This window comes from Mycobacterium sp. NPDC050441, from assembly GCF_040655355.1.
Lineage (GTDB): Bacteria > Actinomycetota > Actinomycetes > Mycobacteriales > Mycobacteriaceae > Mycobacterium.
Genome location: NZ_JBFAJS010000002.1, coordinates 700,965 through 720,053, shown reverse-complemented (window position 1 = coordinate 720,053; position 19,089 = coordinate 700,965). Strand labels below are relative to the sequence as shown.

14 protein-coding genes are annotated in these 19,089 nt (G+C 65.8%); 6 read left to right on the top strand and 8 right to left on the bottom strand.

What is annotated here, in order from left to right; genetic code table 11:
• Positions 1-53 precede the first annotated feature (53 nt).
• From AB0I14_RS08495 to AB0I14_RS08480, 4 genes are read right to left on the bottom strand one after another with little or no spacing between them, the layout of a single operon-like run.
• Positions 54-911: a sulfurtransferase gene (locus tag AB0I14_RS08495; protein WP_358018699.1), complete on the bottom strand. Its 858-nt coding sequence runs from the start codon at positions 909-911 to the stop codon at positions 54-56.
• Positions 912-921: 10 nt separating this feature from the next.
• Entirely contained in the window at positions 922-1,674 is a 753-nt protein-coding gene (locus AB0I14_RS08490; RefSeq protein WP_358019074.1) for an amino acid ABC transporter ATP-binding protein, read from the bottom strand.
• A 17-nt stretch (positions 1,675-1,691) separates the two neighbouring features.
• Positions 1,692-2,597: an amino acid ABC transporter permease gene (locus AB0I14_RS08485; protein ID WP_358018696.1), complete on the bottom strand. Its 906-nt coding sequence runs from the start codon at positions 2,595-2,597 to the stop codon at positions 1,692-1,694.
• Between the two features lie 7 nt (positions 2,598-2,604).
• Complete coding sequence (locus AB0I14_RS08480; protein ID WP_358018693.1) at positions 2,605-3,492, bottom strand: ABC transporter substrate-binding protein; 888 nt, start codon at positions 3,490-3,492, stop codon at positions 2,605-2,607.
• Between the two features lie 207 nt (positions 3,493-3,699).
• On the opposite strand from AB0I14_RS08480, the gene AB0I14_RS08475 reads away from it, so the two are divergent.
• The 6 genes from AB0I14_RS08475 (at position 3,700) to AB0I14_RS08450 (ending at position 10,600) form a co-directional block, all read left to right on the top strand.
• Positions 3,700-4,290 (top strand): HdeD family acid-resistance protein, encoded by a 591-nt coding sequence (locus AB0I14_RS08475; protein ID WP_358018690.1) that lies wholly within the window; start codon positions 3,700-3,702, stop codon positions 4,288-4,290.
• An 85-nt stretch (positions 4,291-4,375) separates the two neighbouring features.
• Complete coding sequence (locus AB0I14_RS08470; protein WP_358018687.1) at positions 4,376-5,848, top strand: cytochrome ubiquinol oxidase subunit I; 1,473 nt, start codon at positions 4,376-4,378, stop codon at positions 5,846-5,848.
• Between the two features lie 11 nt (positions 5,849-5,859).
• Complete coding sequence (cydB, locus tag AB0I14_RS08465; protein WP_358018684.1) at positions 5,860-6,909, top strand: cytochrome d ubiquinol oxidase subunit II; 1,050 nt, start codon at positions 5,860-5,862, stop codon at positions 6,907-6,909.
• Between the two features lie 50 nt (positions 6,910-6,959).
• Positions 6,960-8,513, top strand: coding sequence for a thiol reductant ABC exporter subunit CydD (cydD, locus tag AB0I14_RS08460; RefSeq protein WP_358019071.1), 1,554 nt, complete (start codon positions 6,960-6,962; stop codon positions 8,511-8,513).
• Positions 8,500-10,032: an ATP-binding cassette domain-containing protein gene (locus AB0I14_RS08455; RefSeq protein ID WP_358018681.1), complete on the top strand. Its 1,533-nt coding sequence runs from the start codon at positions 8,500-8,502 to the stop codon at positions 10,030-10,032. The genes cydD and AB0I14_RS08455 overlap by 14 nt, the downstream gene beginning before the upstream one ends.
• A 10-nt stretch (positions 10,033-10,042) precedes the next feature.
• Positions 10,043-10,600 (top strand): DUF4190 domain-containing protein, encoded by a 558-nt coding sequence (locus tag AB0I14_RS08450; protein ID WP_358018678.1) that lies wholly within the window; start codon positions 10,043-10,045, stop codon positions 10,598-10,600.
• Between the two features lie 6 nt (positions 10,601-10,606).
• Here AB0I14_RS08450 and AB0I14_RS08445 read toward each other — a convergent pair whose 3' ends face one another.
• Genes AB0I14_RS08445 through gltB form a run of 4 tightly spaced genes read right to left on the bottom strand, consistent with a single transcriptional unit; the run spans position 10,607 to position 19,030 of the window.
• On the bottom strand, positions 10,607-11,479 hold the full coding sequence (locus tag AB0I14_RS08445) for an acyl-CoA thioesterase II (RefSeq protein WP_358018675.1): 873 nt from the start codon (positions 11,477-11,479) through the stop codon (positions 10,607-10,609).
• Positions 11,480-11,526: 47 nt separating this feature from the next.
• Entirely contained in the window at positions 11,527-12,945 is a 1,419-nt protein-coding gene (gene pyk / locus AB0I14_RS08440; protein WP_358018672.1) for a pyruvate kinase, read from the bottom strand.
• A 24-nt stretch (positions 12,946-12,969) separates the two neighbouring features.
• Positions 12,970-14,472, bottom strand: a complete 1,503-nt coding sequence (locus AB0I14_RS08435) for a glutamate synthase subunit beta (RefSeq protein WP_358018668.1) — start codon at positions 14,470-14,472, stop codon at positions 12,970-12,972.
• Positions 14,465-19,030 carry a glutamate synthase large subunit gene (gene gltB / locus AB0I14_RS08430; RefSeq protein ID WP_358018665.1) on the bottom strand — a complete coding sequence of 1,522 codons (4,566 nt, stop codon included), beginning with the start codon at positions 19,028-19,030 and terminating at the stop codon, positions 14,465-14,467. Before gltB ends, AB0I14_RS08435 begins: the two co-directional genes overlap by 8 nt.
• Between the last annotated feature and the right edge of the window lie 59 nt (positions 19,031-19,089).

Genomic DNA, 19,089 nt, shown 5'->3' with positions numbered 1-19,089 from the left:
CCAGCATAAAGTCGCTCACCGCCGCGCAGGTGCACCGATCGTGAACGTGCGGGCTACTGCTCCCCGAGTGCCACCGGCCGACCCGGATCTGACGCCCACTCGGACCATGACCCGGGATACAGCGCCGCATCCACCCCGACGGCAGCCAGGCCGGCCACCGCGAGCGCCGCGGTGACCCCCGACCCGCAGTAGGCACCGATATCGGCCCCGTCGGCCACGCCCCGATCGGCGAGCAGCGCGTGTAGCCGGACCTCCGGGAGCAGCGTGCCATCCGTGGAAAGCAACTGGGTGCTGGGCAGATTGACGGCCCCGGGGATGTGACCGGCCACCGGGTCCACCGGCTCGACGTCGCCGCGGAACCGTTCCGGCGCCCTGGCGTCCAGCAGCACCTCAACCCCGGTCATCGCCTGTCCGGCGGTCAGGGTGCGCAGGGCCCCGCGGTACAGGTCGTCATAGAGCACCTCGACATCACCACTCGGGGGTGTCATCGGGCCGGTTGGCAGGCCCTCACCCGCCGCGGACCACGCCGCCAGACCTCCGTCGAGAATGCGGACGTCCTCGATCCCGGCCGCGGTCAACACCCACCACGCCCGGGCCGATCCGGCACGATTCCAGTCGTCATAGACGACGGTGGGCACACCCTTGCGCACCCCCCAACGGCGCGCCGCCGCCTGCAGGTCGGATCCCGACGGCAGCGGATGACGACCACGACCGGTGATGCGATGGTCGGTCAGATCCTCGTCCAGCGAGACATAGACGGCGCCGGGCAGATGACCGCTCAGGTAGGCCTGTTCACCGACGGGCTCAGCCAACGACCAACGCACATCCAGCACCGTGACCGGATTGCCGGAAGCGATGAGCTCACGAAGTTCACCGGCCGTGACGAATACGTCATGTCGTGCGGAAGCCACACTCTCGAAGCTACATCACCTTCGACAGAAACTCCTTTGTGCGTTCATGTTTGGGGTTGGCCATCACCTCACGGGGATTGCCGCTCTCCACGATGACACCGCCGTCCATGAATACCAACTTGTCGGCGACTTCACGGGCGAAACCCATCTCGTGGGTGACCACCACCATCGTCATGCCCTCGCCCGCGAGTTTCTTGATGACCGCCAGCACCTCCCCGACGAGCTCCGGATCGAGCGCCGAAGTCGGCTCGTCGAACAGCATCAGCTTCGGGTTCATCGCCAGCGCCCGGGCGATGGCCACCCGCTGCTGCTGGCCGCCCGACAGCTGTGCGGGGTAAGCGTCGGCCTTGGCGACCAAACCCACCTGATCGAGCAGATCCTTGGCCCGGGCCAGCGCGGCGTCCTTCTTGACCCGTTTGACGCGCATGGGCGCCTCGACGATGTTCTCCAACGCGGTACGGTGCGGGAACAGGTTGAAATGCTGGAACACCATGCCGATGTCACGACGCTGCCGGGCAGCATCTCGCGGGGCCATCTCGTGCAGCTTGCCGCCACGTTCGCGATAGCCGATCAGGTCCCCGTCGACGTACAGACGACCGGCGTTGACCTGCTCGAGATGGTTGATACACCGCAGGAACGTCGACTTGCCCGAACCCGACGGACCGACCATGCACAACACCTCGCCCCTGCCGACGTCCAACGTGACGCCTTTCAGGACGTGCAGGGCACCGAAGTTCTTACAGACGCTCTCGGCCCGCACCATCGGTTCGGCTGCGGCGGTCATGGATGTGGCTCTCCCATCTGCGCTTTGGCCAGGGCCTGCAGTTGCTTGGAGGTCAACTTGCGCGACGCACCACGCGCATAATGCCGCTCGAGGTAGTACTGGCCGACCATCAGAATGCTGGTGATCGCCAGGTACCAGGTGGACGCCACCAGCAGTAGCGGGACCGGCTGAAACAGACCGACACCGATATCCTTTGAGCGGCCGTACAACTCGAAGCTGTACGGAATGGCGGTGACCAGCGACGTCGTCTTCAGCATGCTGATGAACTCGTTGCCGGTCGGCGGGATGATGACCCGCATGGCCTGCGGAAGCACCGTACGTCGCATGGTCATGCTCCACGACATGCCAAGCGCGACCGAGGCTTCCGTCTGCCCTTCAGGCACCGAGTTGATACCGGCTCGGATGATCTCCGCCATGTAGGCGGCCTCGTTGAGCCCCAGGCCGAGAACCGCCAGCCAGAACACATTCGGGTCGGACAGGGTGAACTCGAAAAGCTTCGGGCCGAACGGTACGCCGAACTGAATGTTCTTGTAGATCACGGGGACCAGGCCCCACAACACCAGCTGGACATAGATCGGGGTGCCGCGGAAGATCCACAGGTAGGTCCAGGACACCGCTTTGAGCACCGGATTCGGTGACAACCGCATCACCGCCAGGAGCACGCCCAGAACGAGCGCCAGGATCATCGAATAGATGGTCAGTTGCAGCGTGTTCCAAGCAGCTTCCGAGATGCGCTGATCGAAGAGGTACTTGCCGTACGTCTCCCACCCGTATGCGTCGTTGGTCGCCGCGCCCCACAGGAACAGCCCGATCAGGACGAGGATGAGGATCGCCGCCACCCAACGCCATGGATGTCTCAGCGGGACGGCGTCGATGGCGGCCGGCGACGATTCATCACTCATCGGCGGCTCAGCTGGTCGCACCGTTGATGACTGGCTTCTCGATCATCCCGTTCTCCGCGCCCCAGTTCGCGGCCACCTGCTTGTACACACCGTTGTCGATCAGGTGCTGAAGCGCCTGCTGCAGCGACGCTGCCAGCGGCGAACCCTTCTGCACCGCCCAGCCGTACGGTGCGGAGTCGAAGACCTCCCCAGCCGCTTCGAGCTTTCCGTTGCTCTGTTTGATCGCGTACGCCGTCACCGGCGAATCCGCGGACATGGCGTCGGCCTGCCCCAGCATCACCGCACTGGTGGCGGCGGTCTGGTCATCGAACTTGATGACGTTGATGGCGGGCTTGCCCGCATCGACGCACTTCTTGCTGCGCGCCGGCATTTCCTCGGTGTCCTGCACCGTTGCCGTCTGGACAGCGACCTTCATGCCGCACGCGTCTTCGGGGTTGATCCCCGCACCGACCTTCTGTGCCCACGCCGAACCGGCACTGAAGTAGGTCACGAAGTCGACCTGCTCTTCACGCTTCTTCGAGTCGGTGAACGACGACATGCCGAGGTTGTAGTTCCCGCCCTGAACCGACGGGATGATCTTGTCGAACAACGACGCCCGATACTCCGGAGTGAGACCCAGCGTGGCGGCGATCGCATTCATCAAATCGACATCGAAGCCGATGATCTGGCCGCCGGGATCCTTGAATTCGTTGGGCGGATAGGACGGGTCGGTCCCGATGACCAGCTTGCCGCTCGACTTGATCGGCTCCGGCACCGAATTGGCGATCGCGTCGACCTTCTCAACCTTCGCCGCCGTCGTCGTCTTGGTTTCTGACCCTCCGGATTCGGTGTTGTTCGCGCAGCCCGACATCGCGAGCGCGCCACTTGCGGCGACCACCACCGCGAAACGCCACATCTTGCTTCGTCGGGGACGACATCCAACTGTCACGGTTGTCTCTTTTCTCTGTCTGCGGCTGCGGTCGGGCTGTTCCAAATCGAAGACGTTAATGGCCGCCGGGCTGGGATGCAGCGTCGGTAACGGAACCTTAACTACCAGGCTGCGACACCACAGCCTTAACGCAAAAACCGCGATCTACATCTGTGTTTGTGTCAAACTGCCTGCATGGAAACCACTGCTGCCCCAAGCTTGTTGCCACATCTGTGGAAATCGACGCTGGTTTCGGGAATTCTCGCCGTCATCCTCGGCATCCTGGCGTTGGTATGGCCCGGGATCACCATCCTGGTTGCCGCGATCTTCTTCGCCGCGTACCTGTTGATCACCGGTATCTCCCAGCTCGTCCTGGCGTTCAGCATCCGGTCATCGGTCGGTGGGCGGGTGTTGCTGTTCATCGGTGGCGCCGCGGCGCTCGTGCTGGCCGTGCTCTGCTTCGTCAGCCTGCAGAATTCGTTCGAACTGCTGGCGATCTGGATCGGTGTCGGGTTCATCTTCCGCGGTGTCGCAACCACGATGTCGGCCATCGGGGATCCTTCATTGCCCGGGCGGGTCTGGGAGATCATCATCGGCATCATCAGTGTCATCGCCGGCATCATCATGTTCGTCGCCCCGAAGGAGGGTTTGGTCGCCCTCGCTCAGGTCACCGGCATCATCCTGATCGTCGTCGGGACATTCGAGGTGATCTCGGCATTCGCAATCCGCAGCGAGGCCAAGAAACTCCACGCCTTGATCTCGCCGGAGCCCCCCACCGTGACGTAAGACACCGGTCGCGGTCGGCGCTGGGCTCCGGGATATCTACTACACTCCGTCGTAGATTGATCTGAGACCTCGAAAGTAGGGCCAGATGGACGCTTTGGACGTATCACGGTGGCAATTCGGAATCACCACCGTGTACCACTTCATTTTCGTTCCGCTGACCATCGGGTTGGCACCGCTGATCGCCGTCATGCAGACGGTGTGGGTGGTCACCGGAAACGACAGCTGGTACCGGTTGACCCGGTTCTTCGGCAAGCTCTTCCTGATCAACTTCGCGATCGGCGTCGCTACCGGCCTGGTGCAGGAATTCCAGTTCGGCATGAACTGGAGCGAGTACTCGCGATTCGTCGGAGACATCTTCGGTGCACCGCTGGCCATGGAAGGCCTGGTCGCATTCTTCTTCGAATCCACGTTCATCGGATTGTGGATCTTCGGCTGGTCGCGACTGCCACGGCTGGTTCATCTGGCCTGTATCTGGATCGTGGCTCTGGCAGTGAACATGTCGGCGTTCTTCATCATCGCCGCGAACTCGTTCATGCAGCATCCCGTCGGGGCGCACTTCAATCCGGAAACGGGCCGCGCCGAACTGACCAGCATCGTCGCGCTCTTCACCAACAACACCGCGATCGCCGCATTCAGTCACGCTGTCGCGGGCGCATTCCTGACCGCAGGCACGTTCGTGGCCTGTGTGTGCGCGTGGTGGATGGTGCGTTCGCGCCGCAGTGGTGACGACGCGGAGGGCACCAAGGACGACGCCGCCACGATGTACCGCCCAGCCACGATCCTGGGCTGCTGGGTCATGCTGATCTCCGCGGTCGCGCTCTTCTTCACCGGAGACGCGCAGGGCAAGCTGATGTTCCAACAACAGCCCATGAAGATGGCCTCGGCGGAATCGTTGTGCAACAGCGAGACCGATCCCAACTTCTCGGTGCTGACCGTCGGTACCCACAACAACTGCGACAGTGTCATACACCTCATCGAGGTGCCCTATGTGCTGCCGTTCCTGGCCGAGGGCAAATTCACCGGCGTTCACCTCGATGGTGTCAACGACCTGCAGGCGCAGTTCGAGGAAAAGTTCGGGCCCGGTGACTACCGTCCGAATCTCTTTGTCACGTACTGGTCATTCCGGGCGATGATCGGGTTCCTGGCTGTGCCGGGGTTGTTCGCGCTGGCCGCGCTGTGGCTCACCCGGGGCGGGAGAATCCCCCGACACCGCTGGTTCAGCTGGTTCGCCCTGCTGACGATCCCGACCCCGTTCCTGGCCAACAGCGCCGGTTGGGTGTTCACCGAGATGGGTCGCCAGCCCTGGGTCGTGGTGCCGAATCCGACCGGTGATCAAGACATCCGGTTGACCGTCGCCCAGGGTGTCTCAGGGCACTCGGCGGGGCTGGTATGGCTTTCACTGATCACGTTCACCCTCCTGTACGCCGTGCTGGCGGTCGTGTGGTTCTTCCTGCTGCGCCGCTACGTCGTCGAGGGGCCGCTGGAACACGACTCCGAACCTGCCCCGCCGACGCCACCGGGCGATGACGAAGTCGCGCCGTTGTCGTTCGCCTACTGAGGAGCGGATCGATGGGATTACAAGAACTCTGGTTCATCCTGCTGACAGTCCTGTTCCTGGGATTCTTCATCCTCGAGGGATTCGACTTCGGCGTCGGGATGCTGATGGCATTCTTCGGCCGGACTGCCGCAGCCCGGGACGAGGACCCCGAACCGTACCGCCGTGCCGCACTCAACACCATCGGCCCGGTATGGGACGGCAACGAAGTCTGGCTTATCACCGCGGGCGGAGCGATGTTCGCCGCCTTCCCGGAGATGTATGCCACGGTGTTCTCCGGGCTGTACCTGCCGCTACTGGCCATCCTGTTGTCGATGATCGTGCGCGTCGTGGCGATCGAATGGCGGGGCAAGATCGACGATCCCGGGTGGAGGCGATGGGCCGACACCGCCATCGCGATCGGGTCTTGGGTGCCGGCCATCCTGTGGGGTGTCGCGTTCGCCGGACTGGTGCGCGGCCTGCCGGTCGATGCCGATCGACAGATGCACCTGTCGTTCGGTGACGTTCTCAACGCCTACACGCTGCTCGGCGGACTGGCGACCGGTGCACTGTTCGCACTGCACGGCGCGGTGTTCGTCGCGCTCAAGACCAGCGGCCAGATCCGCACGGATGCCTTCCGATTCGCAACGCGGTTGGCGATCCCGGCCACGGTTCTGGTGGCCGGTTTCGGCATCTGGACGCAATTGGCCCACGGCAAGAGTTGGACATGGTTCCTCCTGGCCGCTGCCGTGCTGGCACAACTGGCGGCGGTCACCCGGATCTACAACCGCAGTGGCGAGGGCTGGGCCTTCATCTACACCACCATTGTGGTTGCCGCCGTGGTACTTCTGCTGTTCGGATCGTTGTTCCCGAATCTGGTGCCTTCGACCCTGAACCCGGACTGGAGCTTGAACATCCACAATGCCTCGTCCTCGCCCTACACGCTCAAGATCATGACGTGGGCGGGGCTGGTGTTCGCGCCACTGGTGGTGATCTACCAGGCCTGGACGTACTGGGTGTTCAGCAAGCGGATCTCCGCCGATCGGATACCCGCCCCGGTCGGGCTGTCGCGGCGGTCAGTCTGAATCTCTGGCGCGCACTCGGCATCCGGGGAGCCACCGGGTCCACGGCGGCGCTGCGGCGCCATCTGCTGGCGACAGTCGCGTGCGGCGTCACCATCAGTGCCTGCACCATTGCCGCAGCCGTTGTGCTGGCGCACATCGTTGCCGCGATCATCACCGACCCGGGATCGGCGACCCGCCACGGCGGTGCCCTCGTCGCGTTGTCGGCGCTCTGGACACTGCGTGCCGCGGCCCACTGGCTCCAGGGCCGTCTCTCCCAACGCGGCGCCACCTCGCTGATCGGAGAATTGTCCAGCCAGGTGCTGCGCTCGGTAACCGCCGCACCCCCAAGGCAATTGGCGACCGACCGTGATGCCGCTGCCGCAGTGGTCACCCGTGGCCTCGACGGCCTGCGGCCCTACTTCACCGGCTATCTGCCCGCAGTGGTGCAGGCGGCGGTCCTCACCCCGTTGGCAGTGGTGGTGATGGCCTGCTACGACCTCCAGGCCGCGGCGATCGTAGTGATCGCGCTCCCCCTGATCCCCGTGTTCATGGTGCTGATCGGACTGGTCACCGCCGAGCGGTCGGCGGCCTCACTCGCCGCGATGACGACGCTCCAAGCCCGGCTACTCGACCTGGTGGCCGGCATTCCGACGCTGCGCGCCCTCGGCCGGGCTGCCGGCTCGGTCCAACGGATCACTGAATTGGCTGCCGCGCACCGACGTTCCGCCATGGCCACGCTGCGGATCGCATTCCTCTCCTCGTTGGTGCTCGAACTGCTGGCCACTTTGGGTGTGGCGCTGGTCGCCGTCAGCGTCGGCCTGCGACTGGTCTACGGCGAGATGACCCTGACGGCGGGGCTGACAGCGCTGCTGCTGGCCCCGGAGGTGTTCTGGCCGCTGCGCCGCGTCGGCGCGGCATTTCACGCGGCACAGGATGGTAAAACAGCAGCAGAACAAGCTTTTCGACTGTGCGAGACGCCCACGCCGACCGAAGGTGGCGTGCGTCTGGCGAATACCGCACCGACGATCGAGTTGAGCGGCCTGGGACCGGTGGTCGAACCCGGTCGGGTCACCGTGCTGACGGGACCCAACGGGGCGGGAAAATCGACTGCACTGCAAGCCATTCTCGGATTGGCCAGGCTGCCATCGGGGCCCGTGCGGGTCGACGGAGTGGATGTCCTCGACCTGGATCTGACGGCCTGGTGGCACAGCATCGCCTGGCTGCCGCACCGGCCCGTGCTGATCCCGGGGACTGTCCGCGAAAACCTCGAACTACTCGGACCACTGGCCGATCCGGACCGTGCCTGCCGCGAATCCGGATTCGACGATGTGCTCGATGACCTTCCCGACGGGTTGGACACCAGGATCGGCCGCACCGGGGTCGGACTGTCTCTGGGGCAGCGACAACGGTTGGGGCTCACCCGAGCACTCGGGTCATCGGCACGGCTGTTACTGCTCGACGAGCCCACCGCCCACCTTGATTCCGCTCTGGAACAACGGGTGTTGCAGGCCATCGTCGCCCGGGCCCGCGCGGGCGCCACGGTCGTGGTGGTCGGGCACCGGGATCCGGTGGTGGCCATCGGCAACGAGGTGATCACGATTGGTGCCACACATGTTTCGTCGTGATCCGCTGCTGCGGCTGACCCTGGACCTACTGCGGCCACGGTTGAGCCGGCTGATCCTGGCCAGCGTCCTCGGGGTGCTCTCGCTGGGCAGCGCGCTGGCCTTGGCGGGCGTCTCGGCGTGGTTGATCACCCGGGCCTGGCAGATGCCCCCGATCCTGGACCTGTCCGTGGCCGTGGTCGCGGTTCGCGGGCTGGGCATTTCACGCGGCGTACTCGGTTACTGCCAGCGACTCGCCGCCCACGACACGGCACTACGGGCGGCGGCCAACGCCCGCACCGGGCTGTACCGCAGGCTCGCGACGGGACCCGACGACGACGCGATGCGGTTGCCCAGTGGCGAATTGGTTTCTCGGGTCGGTAGTTCCGTCGATGAACTGGCCGATGTGGTGGTGCGCTCTGTGCTGCCGATCGTGGTGGCCACAGTGCTCAGCGCGGTGGCCGTCGGTGTCATCGCGATCATCTCACCCAGTGCCGCGGTGGTGTTGACGCTGTGCCTGCTGTTCGCCGGCGTGGTGGCCCCGGCACTCACCGCCCGCGCTGTGGCGGCCGCGGAATCCGTTGCTGTCCAACACCGCGGTGACCGCGACTCCGCCACGATGCTGGCCTTGGAGTACGCCCCGGAGTTGCGGGTGAGTGGACGGCTCGACGACGTCATCGCCACCGCCGAGCGCCATCATCGCGACTGGGGGCACGCCGCCGACCGTGCGGCGGCCCCGGCAGCGCTGGCCGCCGCGATGCCCAGCATCGCCATCGGCGCCAGTGTGCTGGGCGCCGTCGTCGCAGGCATCGCGCTGGCCCCCACCACCGCGCCGACCACCCTCGCCATCCTGATGTTGTTGCCGTTGTCCGCCTTCGAGGCCACCACCGCCCTTCCCGACGCCGCCGTCGGGCTCACCAAATCCCGCATCGCCGCACGGCGTCTGCTCGAACTCACCGAGGGTGATCCCCTGGCCCGCCGACGGCCCTCGGCTCCCTCCGTCGATCTGCCGGACGGGGGCCGGCTCGCCGTCGTCGGCCCCAGCGGCTCGGGAAAGACCACGCTGCTGATGGCGCTGGCCGAGCGGCTCGATGAAACCCCGGGACGCGCAGCATTTTTCGCCGAGGACGCACACATCTTCGAGACCACGGTGCGGGACAATCTGCTGGTGGCCCGCGGGGATGCCACCGATCCCGAACTGCTGTCCGCGATCGAGCGGGTCGGCCTCGCCGAATGGCTGGCGGCGCTGCCCGACGGTCTGTCGACCGTGCTCGAAGGCGGCCACACCGCGGTATCGGCAGGTCAGCGACGCCGGCTGCTGCTGGCGAGAGTGCTGCTGTCAGATTTCTCCGTCGTCCTGCTCGATGAACCGACCGAGAACCTCGATGCTGCCGACAGCCAACGCATCCTGACCGAAATCCTCACTCCGGGTGAATGGTTCGCCGTGGACCGGACCGTCGTCGTCGCCACCCACCATCTGCCGGATACGCTCGGCTGTCCCGTCGTCCACTGTCCGCAACCCGGCACCGTCATCGGCGGGTAGCCTCGCAGACATGACCGACGAGCGATCCAACCCGCCCGGGTCTGAGGAGCCACAGCCGACCGGACCTCCCCCGCCACCGGCGTATCCCTACGGGCCGCCCCCCGGCGCATATCCCGGGCCCTACCCTCAGGCCCCGCAACCGTACGGCGGGTACCCGATGCAGCCCAGCCCGCGCGGGCCTGCGAACGGGCTCGGTATCGCTGCCCTCATTCTGGCCATCGTCGCCCTGCTGCTGACGTGGTCGGTGATCGGTGGGCTGATATTCGGCATAGTTGCGCTGGTCCTGGGATTCATCGCCCACGGACGCTGCCGACGAGGCGAAGCCACCAACAGCGGCGTCGCCGTCACCGGAATCGCCCTCGGCGCGATCGCCTGCGTGTTGTCCCTGGTATTCGTGGGCATCTGGGTGTACTTCGGCCAGCGATGGTTCGACGATATCGGCGGCCGCGACTACGTGCACTGCCTGCAGCAGGCCGGCGACGATACCGTGGCCCAGCAGCAGTGCGAGAAGGAGTTCGAGCGGCGGGTGGAGGATTCGTTCGGCGTGACGCCGACCCCTACCCGCTGAGCTGACTCACGACTTGGCGGCACCTGGGAAGTGCTTGACGATTCCCTCTTGCACCACCGTCGCCACCAAGTGGCCCGACGCGTCGAAAAAGTGTCCGGTACCCAACCCGCGGGATTCCGCGGCCACCGGCGACGTGGTCGAATACAGCACCCACTCGTCGAACTTGATCGGCCGGTGAAACCACACGGAGTGATTCATCGTCACCGCGAAGATGCGATCGAAACCCCAGGACAACCCGTGGGTCGTGATGATCGAATCGAGCACCGTGGTATCCGAGGAGTACACCAGTGCCGCACCGTGCAGTACCGGATCGGAGGGCATGGTGCCTTCGGTCTTGAGCCACACCCGGTTGTGATCGAGCTTGCCGCCCTTGTCCCGCATCACCCAGGACGGATCGTTGGTGTACCGCCATTCGATCGGGCGCAACGCCTCGACGAACAGCGGCACCGTTTTCTCGTACCCGCGCAGCAGTTCATCGATCTTGGGCAGCGTGTCCGGATGCGGAACCTCCGGAGCGGGCACGCTGTGCTCCAGCCCCCGGCCGGCGTTCATGTAAGACAGCATCACGGTGGTCAGCAGGTTGCCGTCCTGCATGACATCCACGCGGCGGTTCGCGAACCGGCGCTCGTCGCGCAGCCGCACCACGTGGAACTCCAGATCCTTCTGGGGATCACCGCCGGCGATGAAGTGCGCGTTCAACGCACTCGGTGCCAGCTTGTATTCCAGCGTGCGCCCGCCGGCGACGAACGCCTGCGCGACCATCTGCCCACCGAAGGTGCGCACCGGGTTCTTGCTCGGATGCGAGCCGGTGAACAGATTGTCATCGACGCGATTCAGATCGAGAACAGCCAGCAGCTCCTCGAAATCCGGGTGTGTCAAGGAAGGCCTTTCGAGATCTTTGGCAGGCGCTCGCTGGCAGACGACCGCTAGACGTCGTCCTCCCCGATGCGGTGCACATGGATCAGATTCGTGGAGCCTACTGTGCCCGGAGGAGCGCCCGCGACGATGACCACCAGCTCACCGCGCTTGTAGCGGCCCAGATCCAGCAGCGACTTGTCGACCTGCCGGATCATGTCGTCGGTGCTGTTCATCTGCGCCACGATGAACGTCTCGGTGCCCCAGGTCAGGGCCAGCTGGCTGCGCACCTCGGGCAGTGCCGTGAACGCCAGCACGGGAAGCGGGGTGTGCAGACGGGCCAGGCGGCGCACCGTATCCCCGGACTGGGTGAACGCGACCAGCGCCTTGGCGTCGAGCCGCTCCCCGATATCGCGGGCCGCGTACGAGATCACCCCGCGCTTGGTGCGCGGCGTGTGCGTCAGCGGCGGCACCGTCACCGAGTTGTCCTCGACGGCCTTGATGATGCGAGCCATCGTCTTGACGGCCTCCAGCGGGTACTTGCCGACCGAGGTCTCGCCCGACAGCATCACCGCGTCCGCGCCGTCGAGAACGGCGTTGGCGACGTCGGAGGCCTCAGCCCGGGTGGGCCGGGAACTGTCGATCATCGACTCCAGCATCTGGGTGGCGACGATGACGGGTTTGGCGTTCTCCCTTGCCATCTGGATGGCGCGCTTCTGCACCAGCGGAACTTCTTCCAGCGGCAGCTCGACGCCGAGGTCACCGCGCGCCACCATGATCGCGTCGAAGGCCAGCACGATGGCCTCGAGGTTCTCGACGGCCTCGGGCTTCTCCAGCTTGGCGATCACCGGCACCCGCCGGCCGACCCGGTCCATCACCTCGTGCACCAATTCGACGTCGGCGGGTGAACGCACGAACGACAACGCGACCAGGTCCACACCGAGCCGGAGCGCGAACTCGAGGTCCTCGATGTCCTTCTCGGACAGCGCCGGCGCCGTCACGTTCATGCCGGGCAGCGACATGCCCTTGTTGTTGCTGACGGGACCGCCTTCGGTGACCTTGCAGACCACGTCGTTGCCGTCGATCTTGTCGACCACCAGGCCGACGTTGCCGTCGTCGACAAGGACCCGATCCCCAGGGCGCGCATCCTCGGCCAACCGCTTGTAGGTGGTCGACACCCGGTCGTGCGTGCCCGCGCAGTCGTCGACGGTGATCCGCACCGATTCGCCGGCCGCCCAGTAGGTCGGGCCCTCCGTGAATCGGCCCAACCTGATCTTGGGTCCCTGCAGATCTGCCAGCACACCCACAGCGTGGCCGGTGGCATCCGATGCCGCCCGGACCCGCTTGTAGGCGGCCTCGTGGTCGGTGTAGTCACCGTGGCTGAAGTTCAGCCGAGCGACGTCCATACCGGCCTCGACCAGAGCCCTTACCGTCTCATCAGTGCTGGTAGCCGGGCCAAGCGTACAAACGATTTTTCCGCGTCTGCTCACGTCATGCCAGTCTAGTTTATCGATTCAGACAACGCTCAGTGGGAGCGTCCCGGGCCGCACCGGTGACGGCAGATCCGACTCGCCCATCAGGTAGGCGTCCACCGCGTGTGCCGCGCTGCGGCCCTCCGCGATGGCCCACACCACCAGTGAGGCGCCCCGGTGCGCGTCTCCGCAGACGAACACGCCGGGCGCGTCCGTCTGCCAGTCCGAACCGCACGACACGGTGCCGCGCCGGGTCAGTCTCAGGTTCAGCCCGTCCAGCAGTGCCATGTGCTCGACCCCCTCGAACCCGATCGCCAACAGCGCCAGGTCGCAGGGAATCTGCAACGACTCGCCGACCGGGGTGATCTCGCGCCGTCCTTCCGCATCGCGGGTCACCTGAACCTCGGCGATCTCGATCGCACGCACATGACCGGTGTCGTCGCCGATGAACCGTTGCACCGCCACCTCGAACCGGCGCGCACCTCCTTCGGCGTGCGCTGGGGAGGTCCGCAGCACCAACGGCCACGTCGGCCACGGCGAGAGCTCGTCATCGCGGGTCTCGGGCGGTTCGACGTTGTAGTCGAGCTGCGTCACCGACGCCGCACCCTGACGGTGCGCGGTACCCAGGCAGTCTGCGCCGGTGTCACCGCCACCGATGATCACCACGTGCTTGCCCACCGCCGAGATCGGTGAGGACGCGTCGCCCTCGCACTCGCGGTTGGCCGGCACCAGATGCTCCATCGCCAGGTGCACGCCGTCGAGTTCACGTCCGGGCACCTCGTTGTCGCGGCCCCGTAGCGCACCGACAGCCAGCACCACCGCCTGGTGGCGCTGACGCAGCTGCTCGACCGTCAAATCGACGCCCACCTCGCACTCGGTGACGAATCGCGTACCCTCGGCCCGCATCTGGGCCAGACGCTGATTCAGCACCGACTTCTCGAGCTTGTACTCGGGGATCCCGTAGCGCAGCAGCCCACCCACCCGGTTGTCGCGCTCGTACACCGTCACCTCGTGGCCGGCACGGGTGAGTTGTTGTGCGGCAGCCAAACCCGCCGGGCCCGAGCCTACGACTGCGACGCTCCTGCCCGTGGAGATCGCGGCGGGTTGGGGTTCGACGATGCCGTTCATCCAGGCGTGGTCGGCGATCGTCTGCTCGATCCGCTTGATCGTCACGCTGCCGCCGGTCTCCGCCTCGGAAATCGAGAGCACGCAGGCCGACTCACACGGCGCCGGGCACAGCCGTCCGGTGAACTCCGGAAAGTTGTTGGTGGCGTGCAGGCGATCACTGGCCGCATCCCAACGCCCCCGCCGGACCAAGTCGTTCCATTCCGGGATCAGGTTGCCCAACGGGCAGCCCGCCTTGCCGGAATGACAGAACGGGATCCCGCAATCCATACAGCGCCGCGCCTGCTGCGACACCTCACCGGCGCGCGCATTGGGATCCTCGCGCTCGTACACCTCGCGCCAGTCCCCCACCCGCTCCTCGACCGGCCGCTTGGCCGCCTCGATCTTGGGGACACGAAGAAATCCAGTCGGATCAGCCACGGCTGGCCTCCATGATCGCGCTGTCCACATCGCGCCCCTCGGCCTTGGCCATCCGGGTCGCCTGCAGAACACGCTGGTAGTCGGTGGGCATTACTTTGGTGAATTGCGCACTGCGTCTTGGCCAGTCAGCCAGAATCGAGGACGCCAGGGTGCTGCCGGTATGGCGCGCATGGCCGGTCACCACATCGTGCAGCCAGGCCAGGTCCTCTGCTTCCAACTGCTGCAGCTGCACCATTTCGGTGTTGACCTTCGCCGGGTCGAGTCCGAGCACGAAGGCGATGCCACCGGACATGCCGGCAGCCAGGTTGCGCCCGGTCTTACCCAGGATCACCACCCGGCCGCCGGTCATGTACTCACACGCGTGGTCTCCGACACCCTCGACGACCGCCAAGGCCCCGGAATTGCGGGCGCAGAAGCGCTCACCGACCCGGCCCCGCAAGAACACCTCGCCCGAGGTGGCGCCATACAGCAGGGTGTTGCCGGCGATGACATTGTCCTCGGGCAGGAACAGCACATCGTCGGGCGGCCGCACGATGACCCGACCGCCGGAAAGTCCCTTGCCCACATAGTCGTTGGCATCGCCGACCAGATCCAGCGTGACTCCCGGCGGCAGGAACGCTCCGATCGACTGGCCGGCGGACCCGGTCAGGGTGACGTGAATGGTGTTGTCGGGCAAGCCGGCGGCACCGTAGCGGCGGGTGACCTCCGATCCGAGCAAGGTACCCACCGTTCGGTTGACGTTGCGGACGGGAAGCTCCAGCCGAACCGGTAGGGCATCCTCGAGTGCGCCCTCGGCAAGTTGGATCAAGGTCCGGTCGAGGGCCAGCTCGAGACCGTGATCCTGGTCGCGCACGCGCCGCCGCTGAGTCATGTTGCCATGGGCATCGAGCGGAACCGCGAAAATCTGGCTGAGGTCCAGCCCACGGCTCTTCCAGTGCGCCACACCGGGATCGGTGTCGAGTACCTCGGCATGGCCGACCGCCTCGTCGATGCTGCGGAATCCCAGCTCGGCGAGGTAGCGGCGGATGTCCTCGGCGATGAAGGTGAAGAAGTTCTCCACGAACTCGGGCTTGCCGTTGAACCTCGCCCGTAGTTCGGGGTTCTGCGTGGCCACGCCGACCGGGCAGGTGTCCAGGTGACAGACCCGCATCATGATGCAGCCCGACACCACCAGCGGTGCGGTGGCGAAGCCGAACTCCTCGGCACCCAACAGCGCCGCCACGATCACATCGCGGGCACTGCGCATACCGCCGTCGCATTGCACGGTGATCCGGTCACGCAGACCGTTGAGCACCAACGTCTGCTGGGTGTCGGCCAGGCCGATCTCCCACGGCGCCCCGGCGTGCTTGAGCGAGGTCAACGGTGCGGCGCCGGTGCCGCCGTCGTACCCCGAGATCAGCACCACGTCGGCGTGCGCCTTCGACACCCCGGCCGCAACCGTTCCGACCCCGACGCTGCTCACCAGCTTCACGTGAATCCGGGCGTCGGCGTTGGCGTTCTTCAGATCGTGGATGAGCTGAGCCAGATCCTCGATCGAATAGATGTCGTGGTGCGGGGGTGGAGAGATCAACCCCACACCCGGTGTCGAGTGCCGGGTCTTGGCGATGTTGGGGTACACCTTGTAGCCCGGAAGCTGGCCGCCTTCACCGGGTTTGGCGCCCTGAGCCATCTTGATCTGGATGTCGGTAGCGTTCACCAGGTAGTCGCTGGTGACGCCGAAGCGGCCCGAGGCGACCTGCTTGACGGCGCTGCGCCGCCGCGGATCGTAGAGTCGGTCGACATCCTCGCCGCCTTCTCCGCTGTTCGACCGGCCACCGAGGTTGTTCATGGCGATGGCCATGGTCTCGTGGGCCTCCGCCGAGATGGACCCGTAACTCATTGCACCGGTGTTGAACCGGGTCACGATCGACTCGACCGGTTCAACCTCGTCGAGCGGGACCGGGGGACGAAGCCCCTGCTTGAACTCGAACAGGCCGCGCAGCGTCCCGCCTTCCCGGGACAGCCGGTCGACCTCCTCGGAGTACCTGGCGAAAATGTCGCGGCGCCCGGTACGGGTCGAATGCTGCAGCAGGAACACCACTTCCGGGGTGAACAGGTGCAGCTCCCCTTCCCGACGGAACGCGTACTCGCCGCCGACCTCGAGACGACGGTGCACCCGCTCGGTGGGGTTCTCCGGATACGCGCGCCGGTGGCGCAGCTTGACCTCCTCGGCCAGCACATCCAGTCCGACGCCGCCGAGCTGGCTGGTGGTACCGGTGAAGTAGTCCTCGACGACCTCGCGGCTCAGCCCGATCGCCTCGAAAACCTGCGCAGCGGTGTAGGACGCGACCGTGGAGATGCCCATCTTGCTCATCACCTTTACCACGCCCTTGCCCAGCGCCTTGACGTAATTGCGTACCGCGGTGGCGGTGTCGATGCCGGTGAGCTCACCCTCGCGGATCAGGTCCTCGATCGACTCGAAGGCAAGGTAGGGGTTGACCGCGGCCGCCCCGTACCCGATGAGCATCGCGATGTGATGGACTTCGCGGGCATCGCCGCTTTCCACCACCAGCGCCACCTTGGTGCGTTCCTTGGTCCGCACCAAGTGATGGTGTACCGCCGAAACAGCCAGCAGCGACGGGACCGGAGCCCGCGTGTGATCGGAATCGCGATCGGAGATCACCAGTGTGCGAGCACCTTTGGCGATCGCCTCGGTGGCCCGCAACTGCAGGTCATCGAGCGCTTCGGCCAACCCCTCCGCACCGCGTTCGACGTCGTAGAGAGCACGCAGCACGGCGGTACGCAGGCCGGGATGATCACCGTCATCGTTGATGTGGACGATCTTGCTCAGCTCGTCGTTGTCGAGAACCGGCCAACGCAACACGATTTGACGGCAGGACGCGGCCGAAGGTTCCAGCAGGTTCTCCTCGGGCCCCATTACCCGGGCCATCGAGGTGACCACCTCCTCGCGGATGGCATCCAGCGGCGGGTTGGTCACCTGGGCGAACAGTTCGACGAAGTAGTCATAGAGCAGCCGTGACCGCTTCGAGAGCACCGCGACTGGGGTGTCGGTCCCCATCGAACCGAGCGGCTCACCGCCCGATGCCGCCATCGGGGTCAGCAGGATCCGCAGTTCCTCCTCGGTGTAGCCGAACGCGATCTGCCGGCGCACCACCGAGTCGTGATTCGGCTGGATGCGGGACCGGTCGGGCAAGGTGCTGAGATCCAGCAGACCGGCATGCAGCCACTCACCGTAGGGTTCGGCCGCGGCCAACTGCTCCTTGATCTCGTCGTCGGAGATGATGCGTCCGGCGGCGGTGTCGACCAGGAACATCTTCCCGGGTTGCAGGCGGCCCTTGGCAACGATCTCCCCCGACGGCACATCGAGTACACCGCTCTCACTGGCCAGGATGATCCGATCATCGACCGTGCGCCACCAACGCCCCGGCCGTAAACCGTTGCGGTCCAACACCGCCCCCACCACGGTGCCGTCGGTGAACGTGACGCAGGCCGGCCCGTCCCACGGTTCCATCAGAGAGGCATGGAACTTCCAGAACGCGCGCTCCGCGGCATCCATGGTCGTGGCGTTCTCCCACGCCTCCGGGATCATCATCAGCACCGCGTGCGGCAGGCTGCGCCCGCCCAGGTGCAGCAGCTCGAGCACCTCGTCAAAGGACGCCGAATCGGAGGCATCCGGGAAGCAGATCGGCGACAACCGGCTCAGGTCACCGGGAATCCGGGCGCTGGCCAGTAGCGCCTCCCGGGCGTGCATACGGTTGCGGTTCCCGCGCACGGTGTTGATCTCCCCGTTGTGCGCGACGAACCGGAACGGATGCGCCAGCGGCCAGGACGGGAATGTGTTGGTGGAGAAGCGACTGTGCACGATGGCGATCGCACTCATGCAACGCGCGTCCCGCAGGTCCGGAAAGTATTGCGGCAGCTGCATCGTCGTGAGCATGCCCTTGTAGACGATCGTGCGGCTGGACAGCGACGCGATATAGACCGCGTCGACCCCGGTAGCCTGCTCGGCCCGCTTGCGCAGTGGATAGACCTTGCGGTCCAGCTCGAGACCGCTCTGGCGGATGCCGTCGACCTCGGGGACCGCAACAAACAGCTGCGCCATGTAGGGCATGCAGCCCAGCGCCGTCGTACCGATGCCGGCGCCGTCCGGATCGACCGGCACTGCACGCCAGCCCAGAACCTCGAGGCCTTCCTCGGCGGCCAACGCTTCGATGCGGTCGCGCGCGGCGCTGCGCGCGTCCTGGTCCTGCGGCAGGAAACAGATGCCCGCGGCGAAGGTGTGAGTGCCATCGGCTGCAGGCTCCGGCAGGGCGAAATCGACCACCTCACGGAGCAGTTCGACCGGCAGTTGCAGCAGGATGCCGGCACCATCCCCGCTGTTGGGCTCAGCCCCGGCGGCGCCGCGGTGTTCGAGGTGTTCGAGCGCGGTCAGACCGTCGGAGACGATGCCGTGGGAGCGGCGGCCCTGGATATCGGTGATCATGGCCACGCCGCAGGAATCGGCCTCATTGGCGGGGTCATACAACCCCTGCGCATCTGGCAATGCCGAGAACAGCATCTAGTCGCACCTCCGCAAGTCCGGAACATCCTGGTCCCGGGACTGCACCGGCCCGAATT